Below are 23,168 nucleotides of genomic sequence, written 5' to 3' on the forward strand. Positions count from 1 at the left end.
CGCCCACCACAGGGAGGACAGACCATGACCAGCCAGACGCTCGAGATCTTCGCCGCGGGCATCGCATCGGGGGAGATCCGCACGATCGACCTGACCCAGACGCTGTCGCCCGACACCCCCACGCTCGTCCTGCCGCCCGAGTTCGGCCAGTGCGCCGGGTTCAGCCAGGAAGAGATATCCCGCTACGATGAACGCGGCGTCGCCTGGTACTGGAACAACTTCACCGTGAGCGAACATACCGGCACGCATTTTGACGCGCCGATCCACTGGATCACCGGCAAGGACCTGCCCAACAACGCCGTCGATACCGTGCCGCCGGCCGACTTCATCGCCACCGCCGTCGTGATCGACATCTCGGCCAAGTCGGCGGAGAACCCGGACTATCTCCTCACCGTCGCGGATATCGAGGCATGGGAGGCCGAGCATGGCCGCATCCCGCCGCGCAGCTGGATCATGCTGCGCACCGACTGGTCGAAGCGCGACGTCGATGCGTACACCAATCGCCGCGAGGATGGCGCCCATACGCCGGGGCCGTCCGCAGAGGCGGTGCAGTTCCTGATCGACGCGCGCGATGCGCATGGGCTTGGCGTCGAGACGATCGGCACCGATGCCGGCCAGGCGCATCTGCTCAGCCCCGCCTATCCGGCGCACACGCTGTTCCATGCGGCGGGCCGCTATGGGCTGCAGTGCCTCGAGAATCTCGACCTGCTGCCGCCGACCGGGACTGTGATCCTCGCCACCCCGCTCAAGATCAAGGGCGGCTCGGGCAGTCCACTTCGCGTCCTCGCGCTGGTCGCGGGCTGAACGGATGGCAGAGCGTTCGTTCAAGGCGGAAGTGGAGCAACTGCGGCTGGGAGACGGCGAGACCTTCCATGGCGAAGGCATCCTCGCCGTCACCAAGGCGCTGCTCCAGGCTGGGGTGGCCTATGTCGGCGGCTATCAGGGATCGCCGATCAGCCATTTGATGGACGTGTTCGCCGATGCCAACGAGCTGATGGGCGAGCTCGGCGTCCATTTCGAGAGCTCGGCGAGCGAGGCGACGGCGGCGGCGATGCTGGCCGCTTCGGTCAACTATCCGCTGCGTGGCGCGGTGGCGTGGAAATCGGTGGTCGGCACCAATGTCGCCTCGGACGCGCTGTCCAACGTCGCTTCGGGTGGGGTGACCGGTGGGGCGCTGGTGATCCTGGGCGAGGATTATGGCGAAGGCTCCTCGATCATGCAGGAGCGCACCCATGCATTCGCGATGAAGTCGCAGATGTGGCTGCTCGACCCACGGCCGAGCCTGCCCGTGATCGTCGACATGGTCGAGAAGGGCTTCGAGCTGTCCGAGGCCTCGAACACGCCGGTGATGCTCGAGCTGCGGGTGCGGGCCTGTCATGTGACGGGCAGCTTCGTTGCGAAGGACAACCGGAGCCCGAAGCTAACCGTCGCCGAGGCGGCCGAAGCGCCGGTGCGCGATACCGACCGGATCGTGCTGCCGCCGGCCAATTTCCTCCACGAAGTCGAGAAGATCGAACAGCGCTGGCCCGCCGCGATCCGCTTCGTTCAGGAGCGCAAGCTCAACGAGCATTTCGGCCCCGAGAGCGACGAGATCGGCATCATCGTGCAGGGTGGGCTGCTCAACTCGCTCAACCGCGCGCTCGAGCTGCTCGGCCTGTCGGACGCGTACGGCAATGCCGTGATCCCGGTCTATGTACTCAACGTCACCTATCCGCTGATTCCCGACGAGGTCCGCGACTTTTGTGCAGGGAAACATGCGGTGCTGGTGGTTGAGGAAGGCCAGCCCGAATTCATCGAGCATGAACTGAATACGCTGGTCCGCCGCGCCCGGCTCGATACAAGGATCATCGGCAAGGACGCGCTGCCGCGCGCCGGCGAATATGGCGGGGCAGTGATCCGCGACGGAGTGGCCAAGTTCCTGCGCGAGCACGCGCCGGAGCGTGCACCGGCCGAGGTGGAGAAGCCTGCCCCTGCCCTGCCGCCCAGCGCGGTGCCGCAGCGGCCCGCGGGCTTCTGCACCGGCTGCCCGGAGCGGCCGATCTTCTCGGCGATGAAGCTGGTGCAGAAGGAGATGGGCGCCTTCCACGTCTCCGCCGATATCGGCTGCCATCTCTTCTCGATCCTGCCGCCCTTCCATATCGGCAACACGACGATGGGCTATGGCCTGGGCACCGCGGGCGCATCCGCCTTCAAGCCACGCGACAAGCGGGCGATCGCGATCATGGGCGATGGCGGCTTCTGGCATAACGGGCTGACCTCGGGGATCGGCAATGCCGTCTTCAACCAGGACGACAATCTGACGATCATCGTCGACAATGGCTATTCGGCCGCGACCGGAGGCCAGGACATCCTCTCCTCGCGCGCCAAGCCGCCGGGCCGCAAGACCAACAACCCGATCGAGAAGGCGGTGCGCGGGGTCGGCATCGGCTGGGCGCGGACGATGACGCGGACCTATGACGTCGCCGGCATGCGCGATGCGATCCGCGAGGCGCTGGCGAGCAAGGAGAAGGGACCCAAGGTCCTCGTCGCCCAGTCCGAATGCCAGCTCAACCGCCAGCGCAGGGTGAAGCCGCAGCTGGCCAAGGCGATGAAGGCGGGCCAGCGCGTGGTGCGCGAGCGCTTCGGGGTCGATCCCGATACCTGCACCGGTGACCATAGCTGCATCCGGCTCTCCGGTTGCCCTTCGCTGACGATCAAGCCCAATCCCGATCCGCTGCGCCAGGATCCCGTCGCCCATGTCGAGAACAGCTGTGTCGGCTGCGGCGTGTGCGGCGAGGTGAGCCATGCCGCGGTGCTCTGCCCTTCCTTCTACAAGGCCCATGTCATTGCCAATCCCGACCGCCGCGACCGCCTCCGCCAGCGCCTGCGCGGCTGGATGATCACTGCCCTGCAAAGGCGCGGCGCCCGCGCCATCGCGGCGAGGGCCTTCTGATGCCCGATCGCAAGCGGATCACCATCGCGGTGTTGGGCCTTGGCGGCCAGGGCGGCGGCGTGCTGGCCGACTGGATCGTCCAGCTGGGCGAGCGGAACGGCTTTGTCGCACAGGGGACTTCGGTGCCCGGCGTGGCCCAGCGGACGGGCGCAACCATCTATTATATCGAGATGATTCCGGCGGGCACGACCGCGCCGGTGCTGGCGCTGACGCCGGTGCCGGGAGATGTCGATGTGGTCGTCGCTTCCGAGCTGATGGAGGCCGGGCGGGCAATCCTGCGCGGGTTCGTGACCAAGCGGACAGAGCTGATCGGCTCCACCCACCGCGTCTATGCGATCTCCGAGAAGTCGGCGATGGGCGATGGCCGGGCGAGCACGGAGCGGATCCTGGCTGCCGCCGGAGAACGGTCGAAGCGCTTCATCGGCTTCGACATGGAGGACGTTGCCGAGCGCACCGGCAGCGTGATCAGCTCGGTGCTGTTCGGGGCGCTGGCGGGCAGCGGTTCCCTGCCCTTCCCGCGCTCCGCCTTCGAAGACGCGATCCGCGCCGGAGGCAAGGCGGTGGAGGCGAATTTGCGGGGCTTTGCGGCCGGATTCGATGCCGCTCGAAGTGGCGCGGAGGCGAAGGCGGAGGAATTCCAGGCCGTTGTGCCCACCACCGAGGCCGGGCGTGCCCTGGCCGCGCGGATCGAGGCGGACCTGCCCCATGCGGCACAGTTCTTCGCGCTGGAAGGCGTGCGGCGCCTGATGGACTATCAGGACGCTGCCTATGCCGGCCTCTATCTCGACCGGCTCGATAGCCTGGGCGGCAACCCGGAACTGCTGACCGAGGCGGCGCGGCATCTGGCGCTGTGGATGTCGTATGAGGATACGATCCGCGTGGCCGACCTGAAGGTGCGGGCCAGCCGCTTCGCCCGGGTGCGGGGCGAGGTGAAGGCCAAGGACGACCAGATCGTCCGGCTGACCGAATATATGCACCCGCGGCTGGAGGAGGTCTGCGAGACGCTGCCCGCCGGGATCGGCCGGCGCATCCTGGCGAGCGAGGGCTGGTCGCGGCGGCTCAAGCCCTTGTTCGCCAGGGGAAGACATGTCGAGACGACCAGCCTGCGCTGGTTCCTGATGCTGTCCATGCTGGCCGGGTGGCGGCGCTGGCGGCGGGGGACGCTGCGCTACCAGATCGAGCAGGCGCGGATCGAGGAATGGCTGACTTTGGTACGCACCAGCGACACCAATGCCGCGGTCGAGCTGGTGCGATGCCAGCGGCTGATCAAGGGCTATGGCGAGACGTTCGGGCGGGGGCTCGGCAATTATCAGCGGATCGTCGATCGGTATCGGGCTGGTGGGCTCGATGCGGGCGGTATCCGGCGGCTGCGCGAGGCGGCGCTGGCGGATGAGGATGGGGTGGCGCTGGGCGAGGCTCTGGCTTCGTAGGCGCTTGTCCACCTACCTCGTCATCCCCGCGAAGGCGGGGATGACGGTAATAAGCATTATTCTCTCGATGCAATCCAGTCGTTTACCACCGCCTCCAGCAGCGTCATCGGCAGCTGGCCCTGGGCGAGGATCAGGTCGTGGAAGGCGCGGATGTCGAAGCGATCGCCCAGGGCCTTTTCGGCGCGGTGGCGCAACTCGAGGATCCTGAGCTCGCCGACCTTGTAGGCCACCGCCCCGCCGGGCGCGCCGATATAGCGGGCGAGCTCGGTGTCGATATTGATGTCGGCCAGCGCGGTATTCTCGGTGAAACAGGCCCGGGCCTGCTCCCAGCTCCAGCCCATGACATGGATTCCGGTGTCCACGACCATCCGGCAGGCGCGCCACATCTCGTTGGAAAGGCTGCCGAACTTCTCATAGGGATCGCGGTACACCCCCATCTCGTGCCCCAGCCGCTCGGCATAGAGCGCCCAGCCCTCGCGAAAGGCGAGCAGGTCGCGCTGCCGGCGGAAGCTCGGCCATTCGGGATGTTCCTGGGCGATCGCGGCATGGGTGTGATGGCCCGGCGCCGCCTCGTGCAGGGTGAGCGCGGGCACCTCGTAGAGGGGGCGCTGGTCGAGGTGCGAGGTGTTGACGATGAAGCGGCCGGGGAAGCCCCTGGAGAAGTCGCCGCCGCCCGAGCGGGCGGTGGTGTAGCCCTCTTCCAGGTCGAGGGGGACCGGCTCCACGGTGAAGGGCTGGCGCGGCAGGGTGCCGAACCAGCGGGGAAGCACGCCGTCGATGCGCTTGGCGGCGGCGGCGTACTTCTCGATCAGCTGCTCGCGACTGGTCGCATAGAAGCGCGGATCATTGCGAAGGTAGCGCAGCCACGCCGTGAAGCTGCCCTTGAAGCCGGATTCGGCGATCACCCGGTCCATCTCGGCCCGGATGCGCTTTACCTCCGAGAGGCCAAGGGCATGGACCTGTTCGGCGGTGAGGTCCGTGGTCGTGTAATAGCGCAGAAGGAAGCTGTAATAGTCCCTTCCGCCCCGGATGTTGGCGATGCCCAGGCCCTTGCGGGCATGCGCGCGGTAGCGGCCGTCGATATAGGCCAGAATTGCGCGTTGCGCTGGGCGGATTTCGCGTTCCAGGACGGTGCGCGCTTCGGCGACCAGTGCGTCTCTTCCGTCCAGAGGCGCAAGCAGCGGATCCTCGGCGACCGGCCGCTCGATCTGCTTGCGGAGCACCGAAACGGCGACGTCGACCACCCGCACCGGCTGGGTCCAGCCCGTGGCGATGCCGCGTTCGAGATTGGCGCGCTGCTGCGCGAAATAGCCGGGCACCCCGCGCAGCCGGGCGATCCAGGCCCGGCCATCGGCCTCGCTGCGCACTTCGACGCCTCGAGCGGTATAGTAAGGCGTGTTGTAAAAGCCCTCATGCGCGACGAACGCGAAGCGGCGCTCGTCGAAATCAATGCCCTGCACGCGCCAGGCGATGATCTGGCGGAGGAAATCCCGGTTCCTTCCGTCCTCCGAAGCGAGCACATCCCCCGGCAGCGCGGCGAGCGCCTTGTCGATCGCCAGCAGCTCCGCCTTGCGCGCGGCCATGGCGCCGGGCGTCTCGTCCGGCCAGCCCTCGGGCGAGTGCGAGGGATCGGAGCGGCCGGCCTCCATCGGGAAGCGCGCGGTGAACGCATCGTACCGCGCGATCAGCGCATCGAGATCGGGAGAACCCGCGCCGATCAGCAGCATCGCGCCGACGGGCAGGAGCAACAGTCGGAGCGCGCGCCGGATCATCTGCAAATCCCTTCGTTCAGTTGGACATCCGGGCCATCGACATCAGCAGCTTGGGCAGCAGCGTCGCCCCGGCATGGAGCCGGATCGGATGCGGCGTGCGCGGCACGACCGAGAGCTGCTCGCGGCTGTTGGTAGCGATCGCGGTGGCGACTTCGATGCCGAGCTGGGTGTTGATGCCGATGCCGCGGCCATTGTCGGCCTGGATCGCCAGCGCGCCGTCGCCGAGATCATAGAGCTCGGGCAGGAAGGACGAGTTCACCTGCGCCAGGCCGTGCCAGATATAGTCGATCCGCGGATCGGGCATGGCGGCGAAATGCTGCTTCAGCCGGCGCTCCGCCTCGCGCAGATGCGCCTTGCCGCCGGTGACTAGGAACGACATCGGGAAGGCCGAGATCAGGTGCCCCTGCGCATCCAGCCGCGCGGTGAAGAGATAGGGCACCTTGTCGGTAAAGGCGCCGCCATCGGGCAGGATCGTCTCGCGCTGGCTGGCGCTCAGCGGCGCGGTGGCGAACTGGATGACGTTGAGCGGCAATACCGTGCGCTTGAGCGCGGGATGCAGTGCCGCATTGCCGCCATTGGCCGCCAGCACGACGCGCCGGGCCGAGACCGCGCCGCCGGGCGTGCGGGCGATCCAGCGGCCGCCTTCAAAGGCCAGCGCCTCTACCGGGCTCTGCGCGAACAGGCGCGCGCCCTGCTTCAGCGCGGCACGGGCAATGCCGCGGACATAGCCGAGCGGATTGATGCTGCCGCCCTCGCCGAAGCGCAGCGCGCCGCAATAACGATCGACGCCGAAGCGATGCCGGGCCTCGCGCCCCTCGACAAAGCTGACGTCATAGCCGCGCGACTGCCACTGATTGGCATAGCTGCGCTGGTTCTGGGCGAGATGCTCGGTATGGGCGGGCGTGTAGAACCCGTCCTGCCGGGCGTCGCAGTCGATGCCGTGGCGGGCGATCAGATCGAACACCGCGCGGGCCGAGCCACCGATCATCCGGGTAAGCCGCTCGCCGCGCAGCCGGCCGAGCACCGGGCCGATCGTCTCGGGGGTGTGGCGGATATAATCGGGGGCGACGAGGCCACCGCTCCAGCCGGTCGCCTGGTCGCCGGGCTGGCCGGCTTCGACCAGCACCGTGTCGATGCCTGCCTCGGCCAGGTGGAGCGCGGTGGTCATGCCGGCGATGCCGCCGCCGATGACCAGCACCTCGGCCTCGACCTCGGTTGCCAGCGGCGCGAGATCGGGGCCCGGCGCCGCGGTGGCGACCCAGACCGGCGCCAGCGACGGCCCATCGCCTTCGCGACGGGAAATGGGCTGATGCTCCATCACCACGCCTTTCCAGGGGCGAAACCGGGGGCCGGCGCGAAGGGCAAAAGCTCCCCCGCGACGTCCGTGATACGGGACGTTTGCATGTAATCCTGAACTCTCTGTTCGCTCCGGCAAGGGAGCGGTGTCTCTCTGCCCCTCAAAGGGGCGGTGTTGGTTGGATGCGGGTCAGGCGATGGCGGGCTCGGCCCTCCCCGCCCGCTCGGTGCGGCGGGCGATGGCGACGAAGGCCAGCACGAAGCAGAGCGCGACCGGCGTGTTCATGATCATCGGGAGCGACATCTGGTTGTTGCCGACGATGCTGACCGCGATGAAGATCGCAGTGCCTTCCTGGCGCATCAGATGCTCGATCCCGATCGCGATATTCTCGCGCCGGGTGAAGCCGGCGAAGCGCACGATCGTCATCACCACGCAGACCATGATCAGGTTGAGCGCGACAGTGATCCAGAACAGCGCGCCGAGATTTTCGCGCAGCACCGGCACCTGATCGAACAGGATCAGGCCGAAGGCGCTGAACAGCACGACCATCGCGATGTTCTTGAGATACTTCTTGAAGGCGATCGCGAAGGCCGGGCGCAGCGCGCGGAGGGTAAAGCCGGCGGCGGCGGGCAGCACGGTGATCGAGAAGATATCCCAGAAGAAGGACGCCAGCGGCACCTTCACATCGGCTTCGAGCCCCATGAAATGGGCCAGCGCGAAATGCGCGTAGAAGGGCACGGCGAAGATGTAGATCATGCTGAGCAGCAGCGTCATCGACATCGAGAGGGCGAGATCGCCCTTGGCCATGTCGGTGAACAAATTGGAGAGCATGCCGCCAGGCGTGGTGGCGAGCAGCACGAAGCCGACCGCCAGCGCCGGCGTGGGCGCAACGGTTAGCGCGAGGGTGAGCCCGATCGCCGGCGGGACGATCAGCATCGAGCAGACGCCGAAAATCAGCGCGCGCTTGTTGCGGAACACCTGGCGGAAATCCTCGGCGGTGAGCGACAGGCCCATCGAGGCCATGATCGCGATCAGCGAGCCGGGAAGCACCCAGTGCCCGAGGAAGGACATCAGATCGGCATAGGTCATGTCCCGCTCCCCCTCAGGCCGGTTCGACAGTGATGGTGCAGGCGCCGTTCCGGCGGATCGTGCGGCAATCGGCCACGGCCTTTTCCAGATCCTCGTCGAGGATGCGGGCGCAGACATTGGCCTGGATCCAGCCGAACGGCATCAGCAGCCGGCCCCCGGCACCATAGAAGATGCCGATGTCGTAGAACGGGCCGGGCGGCAGGCCCTGGGTGCTGCCGGCAGCGAGATAAGCGAGCACGATGTCGCCCGCGCCGGGATAGGAAGTGGCGTTCTCGGCCGGGATCGGCGGCTGGGCCATCCCTTCCGGCAGCGATGCCGAGGGCATCGGGATCGAGATCTCCGGGCCGGTCCAGATCGCGTGCATCGCCTCGAACGAGGCGCGGCGATTGGCGAGATCGCGCAGGAACTCACAGGATAAAGGCGCCGCTTGCGGAAGCAGACGGCAGCGCGCCGACAGCCCCGATTTCGGCTCCGTGAACTTTACCAGATCCATCGAAAGCATGCCCCCTATTCGCCCGTCGCCATCGACAGATATTCTTCCTTCTGGAGTGCGATCGGCACATTGCCGTTGGTCCAGAGATAATCGTGGAAGCGCTTGAGATCGAAGGACTTGCCTTCGCGCACCCGGGCTTCCGCAAGGAACTCGGTCGTCTGCATCTTGCCGATCTGGTAGCTGATCGCCTGGCCCGGCGCGGCGGCGAAGAAGGTCGCTTCCTCGTGCGCGGTGGCCGGATCCATCGGGACCATCTTCTCCAGATACTCGGCTGCCTGGGCGATGGTGAATTCACCTAGCGCCAGCTTCACGTCCACTTCGACCCGAAGGGCACGCAACCGTGCGAAATTGTAGATGATCTCGCGCGTCTTGGGCGCATCGGCCCAGAAGCCGGCCTGGAGCATCATCTCCTCGGCATAGAAGCCGGTGCCCTCATTGGCGCCACTGTCATAATAGCGGCGGCGCAGCGGATCGGGGTTCCGCCAGCTGAGGCTGAGCTGGAAGAAATGGCCGGGCACGCCTTCATGGACGATGATCGGCCGTGGATCGCGCGCGATCGAGAGGTTGAAATAGCCGAGCTTGGGCGAGGGATCGGGGAGATAGACGGTCGCGTCATCCCCTGTCCGATCGATGCTGGTGAAATCGAAGGTGCGGCCCAGCCAGCCGATCGGCGCGAGATAGGCGGGGAAAGGCTGGGCCTTGTATTGCCCCACCCAGTCGGGGACGGTCAGGAGGTTCTTGTCGGTGAGGAACTTGCGGACCTTGAGTTCGTCCGCGTCGAGCTGCGCGGTGACCGCACCGATCGAGGCGCCGATCGGCAGCTCGGGGAGCCCGGCATTGCGGTTGCGCTCGAGCGTTTCGAACAGCACCGAGCGCGCCCATTCCTGGCGGCCCATCGCGACCAGCTGCTCGGGCGAATAGGGATAGATGCCGACATTGCCGAGGAAATAGAGATAGGACTCGCGGCCCACCGCGGTCTGCTCGGGCAGGCCGGCGCGCTTGGATTTCAGGAACTCGGCATAGCCCGCAAAGGCAGTGATCGCCTTCTCGACCACGGCATTGAGCCGCTTCTTCTGCTCGGCATCGGCATAGGGGGCGAGGCCGGCGGCCATGCCGCGCAGGCTCTCCGGCACTTCGGCGATCTGGCTGAGCGCGACGTCGACGAAGGGGCCGCGCATGTCGTCCAGATTGGCGCGGCCGGCGGCGAGGATCGCCGGGGCGTTGCCGAGCAGATGGATCACTTCGTCCAGCCGAGCATGCGAGACCGGCGGCTTGGGCAGCAGCAGCTCGAACACCGGGTTGAGCGCCTGCGCGGTGTAGAAATGCGGCTGGCGGCGCCAGGCGGCGACATGGTCCATTTCCCAATGGACGCGGGCCAGCGCCGAGCCGACCAGCCGGTAATCGACCTTCTCGCTGATGCTTTGGGGGGCCGTCTCCAGCGCCTTCCAGCGCGCCTCGAACGCGGCGAGTTGCTCGCGCTGGGCGGCAATAGCGGCGGGCGACCAGTCGGGCAGCCAGCCGGCGGGGCGGACGATGCGCGGGATGTCGTCGCTGCTCGCGGGCTGGGTGGTGCCGCGCCACGCCCAGAAATCGGCGCCGAGCTGCTGGACGGCCGGCTGGGCAGCCGCCGGCACGGCAGCCACTGGGGCAACCAGCAGGGTGGCGCCTCCGATCAGAACCGCGATGCCCCGACGCAGCATGTTATTTCCGGTTCTTCACGTTGCGATCGAAGAACTCGACCATCTTCTTGAACGAGAAGCGGGTCTGCGGAATGTTCTCGGCGTCCCAGGGGTGGTTGGCGCCGGGCAGCGTCACCAGCTCGAACATCTGCTCGCGCTGGATCATCTGCTCGGCCAGCGCCATCGTGTCCGAATAGAGCACGACGGAATCGCGGGTGCCGTGGATGATCATCAGCGGGTCCCTGATCCCCTTGGCCTGATAGAGCGCCGACTGCACTTCGTAGCGCCTGGGCATGTCGGGACCGTCGGGCGGCCCCATGATCCACATCTGCGCCGGGAAGGCGTGCCAGACATTGGTGGCCGGCGCGCCGGCGATGCCCGCGGCATAGAGGCCGGGCTTCTTCGACAGCGACATGATCGTCATCAACCCGCCATAGCTCGAGCCCCAGATGCCGATGCGCTTGGGATCGGCATAGCCCTGGGCGATCAGATAGCGGACGCCGCTCTCGAGATCGTTGATGTCGGTCTCGCCATAGCTCTCGTACTGCGTCTGGTTATGGTCGCGCCCCTGCCCCCAGGAGCCGCGGATGTTGACGGTCAGGACGATATAGCCCTGCGCGACGAAATACTGGTCGAGCCCCCAGGTCGGGTGGGCGCGGCGGCCGCCCCACTGGTTGTGGACCGCGTCCGAATAGACCGAGCCGACGATGACCGGGTATTTCCTGGCGGGGTCGAAATTGGCGGGGACACTCACCCGGCCGAGCAGGTTCATCCCGTCGACATGGCTGGCGAACTGGACGTAGCGCGTCTTCGCCCAGGTCTGGCCGTAGAAATCGGGCTGAGGCGATTTGGTGACCTGCGCTGCCTTGCCGGGCTTCGCGGTGTCGATGACGAACAGCTCGGGCGGCAGGTCGTCATTGCTGTACCAGTCGGCGATGCGGCTGAAATCGGGGGAATAGACCGGCTCATGGGTACCACCCGCCGGGCCGCTGAGCTGCTCGATCTTTCCGCCCGCTACGGCCACGCGGTAGAGCTGTCGGTCCTGCAGCGCGGACTTGTTGGCGGTGAAATAGAGCTGCTTGTTCTTGTCGTCGACCTCGAACGAGGCAATTTCCCATTTGCCGCTGGTGATCTGGCGCGGGGCCTCGCCGGCCTTGCGCTGGTGGTAGAGCTGGAGCCAGCCGTCGCGATCGGTGAGGATGATCAGGCCATCATCGCCCGGCGCCCAGGCGACCTTCCAGTCGGGGCGGAGATGCTTCGGCTCGCGCAGCTGGTAGAAGGTCTCGCGGGCGCCGGTGGCGGCGTCGTAGAGATAGATGGTGTGTTCCTTGGCCTCCATGTCGGCGCTGCTTACGAACAGCCGCTTGCCGTCATGCGACAGGCCATAGCCCCAGACGTCGTGCTTGGCGTCGGGGCGCTCGAACAGGCGGGGCTGGCCGCCGGCGAGGCTGACGAGGCCGATCGTCGTCTTGCTGGTCTCCTCGCCCGGGAAGGCGCGGATCACGCGGTTGTTCTGGAGCTTGCCCTTGGCGTCGTAATAGATGTCGCGCTCGGGCATGGCGCGGTCGTCGGCCTGCTGGAAGGCGATCGCCTTGCCGCTATCGGCCCATTTGAAGTCCTCGATATAGAGCTTGGGATCGTCGCTGCCGGCGAGGCGCGTGGCGGTGGCGCCCTCGCCTGCCGCGGCGTCGCGGACCCAGAGCTGGCCGCCGCCCGCGACGGGCGTGCCGGCGGGTGCCGCGGCGAGGAAGGCGAGTTTGGAACCGTCGGGCGAAACGGTGAGCTTGCGGATGCCGCGCTTGTCGGCTTCGGCCTTCACCACCGTGCCGTCGGCCTCGCGGATATGGAGCTGGCCGCCGAGCGTGAAGGCGATGCGGCCGTTCGAGAGGAACACCGCCTGGGCGATGCCCTTCGCCTCGGCCTCGGGCTTGGAGTCCTTGCCGAGGAAGGTCAGGCGGATCTTCTGGCCGGTCTTGGGCGAGTACGACCAGATATCGCGGAACGAATAGCCTTCGTCGTTCCACAGGAAGAGGACAGCGCTGCTGTCCGCTGCCCAGCTATAGCCCAGCGGCTCGAGGCCGACGAGGCTCTTGTAGCGATAGAGCTCGTCGAGCGAGAGACTGGTGCCGGCGACCTGGGACTGCTGGGCCGATGCGGAAGGCGCCGCACTCAGCGATGCGATCGCCAGGGCCACCGACATCGCACGGACGGAAACGCGGAACTTCATCATCTTCCCAGCACCTTCACTCACTTGTCGTCGCGTCCGGCCCCGAAGAGCCGGTTGCCGGCGACGACGGCCCGCCCGCCGCCGCCGGACTAGGCCTCAGAACCGCTTGCGGAAACCAACCGTGAAGCGGCGGCCGATCGCGTCATAGGTATCCCGCTCGTAGAGCTGGAACGGCGGGTTGTGATCGCCGAGATTGTCGATCGTGCCATAGATGCTGAGCGACTTGTCGATGTCGTAGGACGCGCTCAGATCGAAATAGCTGATCTGGCCGGTCTCCGGCACCGCGAGCAGCGGCATCGCCGCGCCCGAAGCCTTGGCCGCCGCGATACGCCCGTCCTTCACCGAACCGATGAAGCGGTGGCGCAGCGAGACCTGGAAGGCATCGGTGACGTCCCAGGTCAGGCGCTGGGTGAAGCGCCACTTGGGGTTGGCGTTGCCGCAGCTGCCGCCGCCGATATAGCCCGCGCAATCGATCGCCGCGACGATCGGGCTGCTCTGGACCACGCTCTTGATGAGGTAGCTGCCGGCCAGATAATAGCTGAGGCTGCCGAACGAGCCGGTATCGTACTTGTAGTCGAGCCGGAAATCGACGCCCGACGTCTCCATCGAGGCGATGTTCGCGTTGAGCAGCGGCACGTCATAGAGCTGGCCGTCCGACGAGCGGTGGTTGAGCGGCTGGCAGAAGACGTTGCTCATCGACAGGTTGGCACGGCAGGCGGTGATGACCGACTGGAGGCCACCGCCGAACGCCGCGATCGCACCGTCGATCTTGATGTTGTAATAGTCGACGGTGAGCTGGAGGTTCGGCACGAAGTCCGGACGGAAGACCGCACCGAGCGACCAGGTGTCCGAGGTTTCCTCCTGCAGGTTCGGATTGCCGCCGGTGATCGCGCGGATCTGGACATTCTCCTGCTGGAACACGTCGATCACGCTCGACGGCACGCCCAGCGAACTGACGCAGAAGGTCCGCTCGGCCGCGGTGCGGTTGGCACCGGTGGCGTTGCAGAAGTCGGTCGCCTGCGGCGCGGTGTTGGTGGCACCCGAATAGAGCTCGACCACGTTCGGCGCACGCACGGCACGCTGATAGAGGCCGCGGATCTTGAGGCCCTTGACCGGCGAATACTCGCCACCCGCCTTCCACGAAGTCACGCCGCCCGCGGTCGAATAGTCCGAATAGCGGATGCCGCCTTCGAACGAGAGCATGTGCACCAGCGGCATGTCGGCCAGGATCGGCACGACGAGCTCGCCATAGACTTCCTTGACGTCGAAGCTGCCGCCGGTCGCCTGGATGCCCGCCGAGCGCGAGAGCGCCTTGCCCTGGATATAGAGCTGGTCGGGCGTGAAGGTGGAGCTTTCCTTGCGATATTCGGCGCCGACCGAGATGCCGACATTGCCCGCCGGCAGCTTGAACAGCGTGCCGGTGATGCTGGCGCCGGCCTGCTTCTGATCGAGGACGGTGATGTTGGTGAGGTTGGTGTAGATGTAGTCGATCATCGGCTTGGTCATCGACATCAGCCCGAACGGGTTGATCGTGACGCAGCGCGTGTCGGTGGTGAGGCAATCATAGGGATTGCTGGGGTTGGTCAGGAACGCGTTGGCGAAATTGTCGATCAGGACGCCGCCGCCCTGGACTTCGGTGATCCGGACATGGCCCTGGTTGTAGAAGGCCTCCCAGTTCAGCTTGTCGGTGAGCGCGCCACGCAGGCCGACGACATAGCGCGAGAATTCGCGGGTCTGGTCATCGGTACGCGAGCCGAAATCGAGCAGGCGGCGATTGATGTTGAGCGAGACGAGATTGTCGCCATCGGCATCGAGATTGGTGCGCAGGAACTCGCGCAGCGAGGACGACAGATAGGGATTGCGCAGGTCGAACTGGAAGTTCGGCAGGAAGCCCGAGCTGCTCATCGGCACCGCGCCCAGCGTCGAGTTGATCTCGCTGCGGACGTAATTGCCTTCCCAGAAGGCAGTGATGTTGTCGGTCACGTCATAGTGACCGGTCAGCGCGCCCGACCAGCGCTTCATCGGCATCTGGAGGTTGGTGTAGGGGCGATCGTTGAAACCGTCGCTGGTCTTGTAGGCGCGCCAGCCCTCCGGCGCGAAGAAGATGCCGGCGGTGCCGATCGTGTTGCCGTACGGATCGACCTTGCCGACCAGCGCCGGGGTGAAGATCGTGCCCTGCGGGGTGACGCCGTTGCCGCCGGGGACGAGCACGCCCTTCCCGCCCTGCACCGCATCGACCAGGTAGAGCGAGGCATGCGCGCGGGCCGAGCCCTTGACGATGCCGCGGTCATAATAGCTGCCGTTGAACACGATGTTGCCGCGGCCATCGTCGAAATTGCCGCCGACGGTGAAGTCGATATTGTAGCGATCGGCGTCGCCGCGATCGGTGAGGCCGTACTGGCCGCTGACCTCGAGGCCTTCGAAATTCGTCTTGGTGACGAAGTTGACCACGCCGGCCATCGCGTCCGAGCCGTACACGGCCGAGGCGCCGCCGGTGACGACTTCGATCCGCTCGATCATCGAGGGCGGGATCATGTTGATGTCGACGACGCCGTCCTGGCTGGCGCCGACGATGCGGCGGCCATTCTGCAGCACCAGGGTGCGCGCGGCGCCGAGATTGCGCAGGTTGACCGTGGCCGAGCCGTTGCCGGCGTTCGACTGGGCACCCGAGCCGGCGACCGCCTGGGGCAGCGCGTTGAGCAGCTGCTCGGTCTCGGCAGTGGCGGTCTGCTTGATTTCCTCGCTGCCGATGACGTTGACCGGGCTGTTCGAATCCACGTCCGGACGCGGAATGCGCGAACCGGTGACGACGATCGCCTCGCTCGTTTCACCTTCCGGCTCGGCGGTCTGCGCGAACGCCGTACCCATCATCATCATCGTGGCGAGCAGCGCGGAACCGCCCCGCAATCCCGCCCGCATCACCGCTACCCGCTTACTGCCCATGATCGTGTCTCCCCGAATGGATATGCCCGCCTGCCTCGTTACGTCCGGACGTCGTTTGCCGCGTCCATTTCTGTGAACAAGTGCGTGATTTTGAGCATATCGATTGATTGGGGTCAATTCGGGGTAGCGAAAAAATGTGAAAAGTGTCGCTTTCTGGTAACAAAGATGCCGCGAAGCCCGCGATTGCGCACGGTTTTTTCCTGGCATCCAAGCGGCTCGACCTGGCCCGGCCGCACCGATCGAACCGCCCGGAAAGCAGCGGATACCGGAGAGGAATCCGCAGTTTTCTGCCGATTCGCACCACTTCGGACCGGTCGACTGCGCCCCACATGCCTCGGAGATAACACCGATTCGGTGCCTCTTGACCAGTGCGCATTCGCCGAGCATCGTGTTACAAATCACGTGTTTTTCGTTTTATATGAACGGAGCGCGGCCGAACGGGCGCCGCGCGGCGAACCATCGCGAGGGAGGCTGACATGCGCGCAAGGACATTGGGGATCGCTCTGCTCCTGGCCGGGAGCGCCCTGCCGGCGGGGCTCGGCATCGCCCCGGCGACCGCGCAGCAGGCAGCGCCGCAGCCCGACGGCCCGCCCCGGGGCAAGGGCAGCCATGCCGATCTCGTCGCGCTGTTCACTGCCTTCGATGCGTGGAGCAAGCCCAGGGCGGTGAACGGCGTGGTCGACTACAGCCCCGCCGCGGTGGAGAAGCGCCGCGCCGAGCTGCGCGACTTCCAGGCCAGGCTTCCCGATTTCGCGGTGGCGAGCTGGGACCGGCATCAGCAGGTCGATTATCTCGCGGTGCGCGCGCAGATGGACCTGCAGGATTTCAGCCTGAACATCCTCAAGCCCTGGGCGCGCGATCCCGGCATGTATGTCGATGAGCTGCAGCGGCTGGCCTATACCGAGCTGCCGCTCAAGGGGGAGGCGCTGGCGAGCTTCCAGGCGCGGCTGAAGGCGATCCCGGCCTATCTGTCGCAGGCCAGGGTCAATCTCGACTCGGTTGCCGCCGACTATGCCGATCTCGCGCTGCACAGCCTGTCGCACGGCGACGGCGTGGGGCACGGTATGCCCTATCGCGCGGTCGAGCCGGAGGGGCTGATCGGCTGGTTCGCGGACCTGCACGGGCGGGCGCAGAAGCGGCAGCCCGCGCTGCTCGGCGACATCAAGGCGGCCGAGACCGCGATCCGGGGGTTCCGCGACTGGCTGACGGCCGGGCGCCCGGCGATGACCGCGCATGCCGGGGTCGGCAAGCCGGCCTATGACTGGTTCCTCACCAATGTCCGGCTGATGCCCTACACTTCCGACGAGGTGGTGACTCTGGCCGAGCGCGAGCTCACCCGATTCTGGGCCGACTACACCACGGAGCGGCACCGCAACCGCAAGCTGCCCGAACTGGCGCTGCCCAGATCGGGCGCGGAATATGAGGCGCAGCTCGCGGGCACCGACGCCAAGATCCGGAAGTGGCTGAAGGACGAGGAGATCGTGACGATCCCCGACTATATCCCGGGCACCTATCAGGAAGTGGGCTTCAACGCGCCGTGGATCGTGCGGCCGACGGGGCCGATGTTCTGGGAGCAAATCCAGTTCCGCGACGCCTCCCCCGATCATCTCCACGCCACCTTCCCCGGCCACCGCTTCGACGGGATGACCGGCAAGCGGGTGACCGATCCGATCCGCAGCAAGGTGAGCGACAGCGGGCGCACCGAAGGCTGGGGCTTCTACCTGGAGGAGAGCGCGCTGCAGCTCGGCCTGTTCGACGACCGGCCGCGCACCCGCGAGCTGATCTACATCTTCGGCCTGTTCCGCGCGGCGCGGACGATCGGCGACGTGAAGATGCAGCGCAACGAGATGACCGTGCCGCAGACCATGGCCTTCTGGAAGGAATGGACGCCGTACCTCGACGACAATGTCGCGCGCACCGATGCCGGCATCTATATCCGCCGCCCGCCGGGCTATGGCATGACCTATACGATCGGGGCGATGCAGCTGCAGAAGCTGCTGGTCGATCGCCGCCGCCAGCTCGGCGACAAATTCTCGATCCGCGACTATCACGACTATCTGATGAACACCGGGCGGCTGCCGGTGTCGCTGCTGCGCTACGACCTGACCGGCTATGACGACGAGGTCCGCAATTTCTGGCGCCATGTGCCGCTGTCGGCGGTGGCGCGGTAGATCGTATCACTCGTTACCGGATTGACGAAAGCGCCCGGCTCTCCAATCATCCGGACATGACGGAACCGCTCCCCGCTTTCCCCGATGCCTTCAACATGGCGGACTATTTCGTGTTCGCGAATGTGGAGGCCGGGCGCGGGGGGAAGACCGCGCTGCTCTTCGAGGATCGGGCGATCAGCTATGACGAGGTGGCGGCCAACGTCACCCGCGTCGCCGAGCGGCTGCTCGCCGGCGGCCTGCTGCCCGAGCAGCGGGTGCTGCTGTGCATGCGCGACTGCCCCGAGTTCGTCTATGCCTGGTTCGGCGCGATCAAGGCGGGCGCGGTGGTCACCCAGATCAACCCGATGCTGCCGGCGAGCGACTATGCCTACTATCTCGGCTATGTGAAGCCGCAGTTCGCCTTCATCGACGAGACCAGCCTGGTGGCGTTCGAGGCGGCACGGGAGGGCGCGCGGCATTGCCAGGATCCGGGATCGGTCATCCTGGTCGGCGAGGCGCCCGGGCTGCCGGGGTTCGACCGCTGGATCGCCGCGACTGAGCCCGCTGCCCCACCGCCCTGGCCGACGCGCAAGGACGATCCCGCCGTGTGGCTGTTCACCAGCGGCACCACCGGGCAGAGCAAGGGCGCGGTCCACTGCCATTTCCACTTCGCCTACAACACCGAAGTCTATGCCAGGCGCTTCATCGGCATGGCGGAGAACGACATCACCCTGTCCGGCCCGCGGCTCTATTTCGGCTATGCGACCGGTACCAATCTGATGTTCCCCTTCGCGGTGGGCGCGACCGCGATCCTGGCGCGCGAGCAGCCGACGCCGGAGAACCTGTTCGCGCTGGTCGCGCGGCATCGGCCGACCGTGCTCACCAATGTGCCGACGCTGATCAACAAGATGCTCGAGGCCGAGGCGCAGGCGCCCGACCTGTCGAGCATCCGGATGATGTGGAGCGCGGGCGAGGCGCTGCCGCGCGAGCTGCACGAACGCTGGAACGCGCGCTTCGGCGTGCCGATCATCGACGGGATCGGCAGCGCCGAGAGCTTCCACATCTATATCAGCAACCGGCCCGGCGACATAAGGCCGGGGAGCCTGGGCAAGCTGGTGCCCGGCTATGAGGCGGACCTGCTCGACGATGCCGGCATGCCGATCGCCGGCGGCGAGATCGGCGTGCTGCGCATCCGCGGGGATTCCGCCGCGCTCTATTATCACGGCGACTATGCCAAATCGAAGCGGCACCTGGGCGGCGGCGCGATCGTCAGCGGCGACCTGTTCCGCCGCGATGCCGAGGGATATTGGTATTATGAGGGTCGCGGCGACGACATGATCAAGAGCGGCGGCATCTATGTCAGCCCGCTGGAGGTCGAGGGATGCCTGAGCGAGCATCCGGCAGTGCTCGAATGCTGCGTGTTCGGCCGGGCCGATGCGAACGGGCTGGAGAAGCCGGTGGTGGTGATCGTCCCGCGCGAGGCCGCCGGGGACGCACTGGGCGCAGAGGTGCTGGAATTCGCCCGCAGCCGGCTGGCGCGCTACAAGGTGCCGCACCAGGTCTATCTGTCCGACGTGCCGCTGCCGCGGAACGACCGCGACAAGATCGATCGCAAGAAGCTGCGGGAGATTTATCGATGATGCTCGGCGATCTGCCCTGGACGCAGGTGCAGGCGGCGCTGGCAAGCGGCCAGCCGGTCGTCGCGATCCTGCCGCTCGGCGCGGTCGAGGCGCATGGGCCGCATCTGCCGCTGTGCACCGACGTGATCATTTCCGAAGGCATGGCCCGGCGCGCCGCGGCGCTGCTCGAGGCACAGGGCATGCACGGCTTCGTGCTGCCCGCGCTTGCCTATGCCCCGGCGCATTATGCCGAGGAGTTCGCCGGCACGATCTCGATCGGCGAGGCGACCGCGCGCGCGATCATCCTCGACATCGCCGCCAGCCTGAAGGCGCAGGGCTTTGCCTGTCTCGCGCTGGCGAACAGCCATTTCGATCCAGCCAATGTCGCGATGCTACGGAACCTGGTCCCCGCAGTGGAAGCGCTCGGGCTGGCCCTCGCCTTTCCGGATTTCACCCGGCGGGCGCTCGCGGCCGAGCTGACGGCGGAATTCGTGTCCGGTGCCTGCCATGCCGGCCAGTTCGAAACCAGCCTCGTGCTCGCCGACCGGCCCGACCTGGTCGATGCGGCGACCTGCCGGAACCTTCGCCACAACCCGTCCAGCCTGGTCACGGCCTTCGCGGCGGGCGCGCGGACCTTCACCGAGGCAGGTGGCCCCGAGGCCTATTTCGGCGATCCCGCGCACGCCACGGCGGAGGAAGGCGAACGGACGTCCGCGATCATGGCGAAAGCCCTGGTTCGCGCGATAGGCGCCGCCGGAAAATCCGATCCGAGCCGCTGAGAGCAGATAAAACAAAACCCCGCCAAGTCGCTGGACTTGCGGGGTTTTTGTTATTGGCACGTTGGTTGCGGGAGCAGGATTTGAACCTGCGACCTTCAGGTTATGAGCCTGACGAGCTACCGGGCTGCTCCATCCCGCGCCAAACGGGGGATGACAAGGTGAATGGGTTCTTCCGATGCACAAGCTTCAATGCCTGGCGACGACCTACTCTTCCATCGCTTAAGCGATAGTACCATCGGCGCTGTCTGGTTTCACGGCCGAGTTCGGGATGGGATCGGGTGGGTCACAGACGCTATAGCCACCAAGCAATGAAGCTTGTGCAGCGGAAGTTTTTCAAACCGTGCGATTGATCAAGGCTGATGAACATCCATCCAACGAAGCGTTGGTTGCTCATCAAACTGATGTTTGATGGATGGCCAGTGCTGTCGTTGATGGTGGGACTCATCAAGTGCGAATAGGACAATTAGGACCGGTTAGCTCCACACGTTACCGCGCTTCCACATCCGGCCTATCAAGGTCGTGGTCTTCGACCGTCCTAAGAAATCTTATCTCGAGGGAGGCTTCCCGCTTAGATGCTTTCAGCGGTTATCCCGTCCATACATAGCTACCCTGCTGCGCCGTTGGCACGACGACAGGTACACCAGAGGTATGTTCAACCCGGTCCTCTCGTACTAGGGTCAACTCCTCTCAAATTTCGACGCCCACGGCAGATAGGGACCAAACTGTCTCGCGACGTTCTGAACCCAGCTCACGTACCACTTTAATTGGCGAACAGCCAAACCCTTGGGACCTGCTCCAGCCCCAGGATGTGATGAGCCGACATCGAGGTGCCAAACAACCCCGTCGATATGAGCTCTTGGGGGTTATCAGCCTGTTATCCCCGGCGTACCTTTTATCCGTTGAGCGATGGCCCTTCCACGAGGGACCACCGGATCACTATGACCGACTTTCGTCTCTGCTCGACTTGTCAGTCTCGCAGTCAGGCTGGCTTATGCCATTGCACTCTAACAGTCGGTTTCCAACCGACCTGAGCCAACCTTCGCGCGCCTCCGTTACTCTTTAGGAGGCGACCGCCCCAGTCAAACTACCCGCCACAGAGGGTCCCAGAACCGGATAACGGTTCGTGGTTAGACATCAGAAAACAACAGGGTGGTATTTCACCTATGGCTCCACACCGGCTGGCGCCAATGCTTCAAAGCCTCCCACCTATGCTACACAGTTCTTTCCTAATGCCACTCTGAAGCTGCAGTAAAGGTGCACGGGGTCTTTCCGTCTAACCGCGGGTACTCCGCATCTTCACGGAGAATTCAATTTCGCTGAGCATGTCCTGGAGACAGTGGGGAAGTCGTTACGCCATTCGTGCAGGTCGGAACTTACCCGACAAGGAATTTCGCTACCTTAGGACCGTTATAGTTACGGCCGCCGTTTACCTGGGCTTCATTTCGGAGCTTGCACCCCTCCACTTAACCTTCAGGCACCGGGCAGGCGTCAGGCCCTATACGTCGTCTTGAAGCCGACTTAGCAGAGCCCTGTGTTTTTGCTAAACAGTCGCTACCCCCTGGCCTGTGCCCCCTGCTACTGCTTGCGCAATAACAGGGCCTCCTTCTTCCGAAGGTACGGAGGCAATTTGCCGAGTTCCTTCAGGACACTTCTCTCAAGCGCCTTGGTATACTCTACCTGACCACCTGTGTCGGTTTCGGGTACGGTCTATACGGTGGGGCTATTTCCCGGGACAGCTTCGAAGCATGCTCAATCCGTTAAGAGCATACAACACACACCATCCGTCACACACCACCAGGCCCACGAATATTAACGTGGTTCCCATCGACTACCCCCTTCGGGCTCGTCTTAGGGGCCGGCTCACCCTGCGCGGATTAGCCTTGCGCAGGAACCCTTGGTCTTTCGGCGAAAGGGCATCTCACCCTTTTTATCGCTACTCATGTCTGCATTCGCACTTCCGATACCTCCACGACCCATTACCAGATCGCTTCACAGGCTTACGGAACGCTCCGCTACCGCGTGTAGTAAACTACACACCCTAAGCTTCGGTGCACGTCTTGAGCCCCGTTACATCTTCGCCGCAGGAACCCTTATTTAGACCAGTGAGCTGTTACGCTTTCTTTAAAGGATGGCTGCTTCTAAGCCAACCTCCTGGTTGTTTTGGGATTCCCACATGCTTTCCCACTTAGACGTGACTTGGGGACCTTAGCTGTAGGTCAGGGCTGTTTCCCTTTTGACGACGGACCTTAGCACCCGCCGTCTGTCTCCCGGATATCACTCCTAGGTATTCGGAGTTTGGTTAGAATTGGTAGATCTCGCGACCCCCGCATCCATCCAGTGCTCTACCCCCTAGGGTGTTCATCCGAGGCACTACCTCAATAGTTTTCGCGGAGAACCAGCTATTTCCCGGCTTGATTGGCCTTTCACCCCTAAACACAACTCATCCGGTAACTTTTCAACGTTAATCGGTTCGGACCTCCAGTGCGTGTTACCGCACCTTCATCCTGGTCATGCCTAGATCGCCGGGTTTCGGGTCTAATACACCAAACTCATTCGCCCTATTCAGACTCGCTTTCGCTGCGCCTACACCTATCGGCTTAAGCTTGCTTGGTACATTAAGTCACAGACCCATTATGCAAGAGGTACGCTGTCACCCCATAAAGAGGCTCCAACTGCTTGTAGGCATTCGGTTTCAGGTACTGTTTCACTCCCCTCATCGGGGTGCTTTTCACCTTTCCCTCACGGTACTAGTTCGCTA

Annotated in this window: 14 protein-coding genes, 1 tRNA gene and 2 rRNA genes (1 of these 17 running past the window's edge); 6 read left to right on the forward strand and 11 right to left on the reverse strand. The window is 65.2% G+C overall.

What is annotated here, in order from left to right; genetic code table 11:
• Positions 1-24: 24 nt before the first annotated feature.
• The 3 genes from O3305_RS06420 to O3305_RS06430 are packed head-to-tail and all read left to right on the forward strand — an operon-like array spanning position 25 to position 4,362.
• A complete protein-coding gene (locus O3305_RS06420; RefSeq protein ID WP_269575646.1) occupies positions 25-804 on the forward strand; it encodes a cyclase family protein in 780 nt (259 codons plus the stop codon).
• Between the two features lie 4 nt (positions 805-808).
• Positions 809-2,932, forward strand: coding sequence for a ferredoxin family protein (locus tag O3305_RS06425; protein WP_269575647.1), 2,124 nt, complete (start codon positions 809-811; stop codon positions 2,930-2,932).
• Positions 2,932-4,362 carry an indolepyruvate oxidoreductase subunit beta family protein gene (locus tag O3305_RS06430; RefSeq protein ID WP_269575648.1) on the forward strand — a complete coding sequence of 477 codons (1,431 nt, stop codon included), beginning with the start codon at positions 2,932-2,934 and terminating at the stop codon, positions 4,360-4,362. Before O3305_RS06425 ends, O3305_RS06430 begins: the two co-directional genes overlap by 1 nt.
• A gap of 56 nt (positions 4,363-4,418) precedes the next feature.
• On the opposite strand, the gene O3305_RS06435 is transcribed toward O3305_RS06430, so the two are convergent.
• The 7 genes from O3305_RS06435 to O3305_RS06465 all read right to left on the reverse strand — a co-directional run bounded on the left by O3305_RS06435 (position 4,419) and on the right by O3305_RS06465 (position 15,862).
• Positions 4,419-6,134 carry a DUF885 domain-containing protein gene (locus tag O3305_RS06435; protein ID WP_269575649.1) on the reverse strand — a complete coding sequence of 572 codons (1,716 nt, stop codon included), beginning with the start codon at positions 6,132-6,134 and terminating at the stop codon, positions 4,419-4,421.
• 16 nt (positions 6,135-6,150) lie between these two features.
• Positions 6,151-7,452, reverse strand: a complete 1,302-nt coding sequence (locus tag O3305_RS06440; RefSeq protein WP_269575650.1) for an NAD(P)/FAD-dependent oxidoreductase — start codon at positions 7,450-7,452, stop codon at positions 6,151-6,153.
• A 168-nt stretch (positions 7,453-7,620) separates the two neighbouring features.
• On the reverse strand, positions 7,621-8,520 hold the full coding sequence (locus O3305_RS06445) for a bile acid:sodium symporter family protein (protein ID WP_269575651.1): 900 nt from the start codon (positions 8,518-8,520) through the stop codon (positions 7,621-7,623).
• A gap of 13 nt (positions 8,521-8,533) precedes the next feature.
• Entirely contained in the window at positions 8,534-9,013 is a 480-nt protein-coding gene (locus O3305_RS06450; protein ID WP_269575652.1) for a DUF3830 family protein, read from the reverse strand.
• A 14-nt stretch (positions 9,014-9,027) separates the two neighbouring features.
• The gene (locus tag O3305_RS06455) at positions 9,028-10,713 is read right to left on the reverse strand and encodes a DUF885 family protein (protein ID WP_269575653.1); all 1,686 of its coding nucleotides are present in this window, start codon (positions 10,711-10,713) and stop codon (positions 9,028-9,030) included.
• Position 10,714: 1 nt separating this feature from the next.
• Entirely contained in the window at positions 10,715-12,922 is a 2,208-nt protein-coding gene (locus O3305_RS06460) for a S9 family peptidase (RefSeq protein WP_269575654.1), read from the reverse strand.
• Positions 12,923-13,015: 93 nt separating this feature from the next.
• Positions 13,016-15,862 (reverse strand): TonB-dependent receptor plug domain-containing protein, encoded by a 2,847-nt coding sequence (locus O3305_RS06465; RefSeq protein ID WP_269575655.1) that lies wholly within the window; start codon positions 15,860-15,862, stop codon positions 13,016-13,018.
• A gap of 476 nt (positions 15,863-16,338) precedes the next feature.
• On the opposite strand from O3305_RS06465, the gene O3305_RS06470 reads away from it, so the two are divergent.
• Genes O3305_RS06470 through O3305_RS06480 form a run of 3 tightly spaced genes read left to right on the forward strand, consistent with a single transcriptional unit; the run spans position 16,339 to position 20,410 of the window.
• Positions 16,339-18,033 carry a DUF885 family protein gene (locus O3305_RS06470; RefSeq protein ID WP_269575656.1) on the forward strand — a complete coding sequence of 565 codons (1,695 nt, stop codon included), beginning with the start codon at positions 16,339-16,341 and terminating at the stop codon, positions 18,031-18,033.
• 56 nt (positions 18,034-18,089) lie between these two features.
• Positions 18,090-19,652, forward strand: a complete 1,563-nt coding sequence (locus O3305_RS06475; protein ID WP_269575657.1) for a benzoate-CoA ligase family protein — start codon at positions 18,090-18,092, stop codon at positions 19,650-19,652.
• A complete protein-coding gene (locus tag O3305_RS06480) occupies positions 19,649-20,410 on the forward strand; it encodes a creatininase family protein (protein ID WP_269575658.1) in 762 nt (253 codons plus the stop codon). The genes O3305_RS06475 and O3305_RS06480 overlap by 4 nt, the downstream gene beginning before the upstream one ends.
• 62 nt (positions 20,411-20,472) lie before the next feature.
• Here the strand turns inward: O3305_RS06480 and O3305_RS06485 are convergent.
• The 4 genes from O3305_RS06485 to O3305_RS06500 form a co-directional block, all read right to left on the reverse strand.
• Positions 20,473-20,549: transfer RNA gene (locus O3305_RS06485), tRNA-Met, on the reverse strand.
• Positions 20,550-20,601: 52 nt separating this feature from the next.
• Positions 20,602-20,716, reverse strand: a 5S ribosomal RNA gene (rrf, locus tag O3305_RS06490).
• A complete protein-coding gene (locus O3305_RS06495) occupies positions 20,703-20,855 on the reverse strand; it encodes a hypothetical protein (protein ID WP_269572855.1) in 153 nt (50 codons plus the stop codon). The genes rrf and O3305_RS06495 overlap by 14 nt, the downstream gene beginning before the upstream one ends.
• Positions 20,854-23,168: ribosomal RNA gene (locus tag O3305_RS06500) — 23S ribosomal RNA — on the reverse strand; it runs 477 nt beyond the window's last position. The genes O3305_RS06495 and O3305_RS06500 overlap by 2 nt, the downstream gene beginning before the upstream one ends.

Source organism: Sphingomonas sp. NIBR02145, assembly GCF_027359115.1.
GTDB lineage: Bacteria > Pseudomonadota > Alphaproteobacteria > Sphingomonadales > Sphingomonadaceae > Sphingomonas > Sphingomonas kyeonggiensis_A.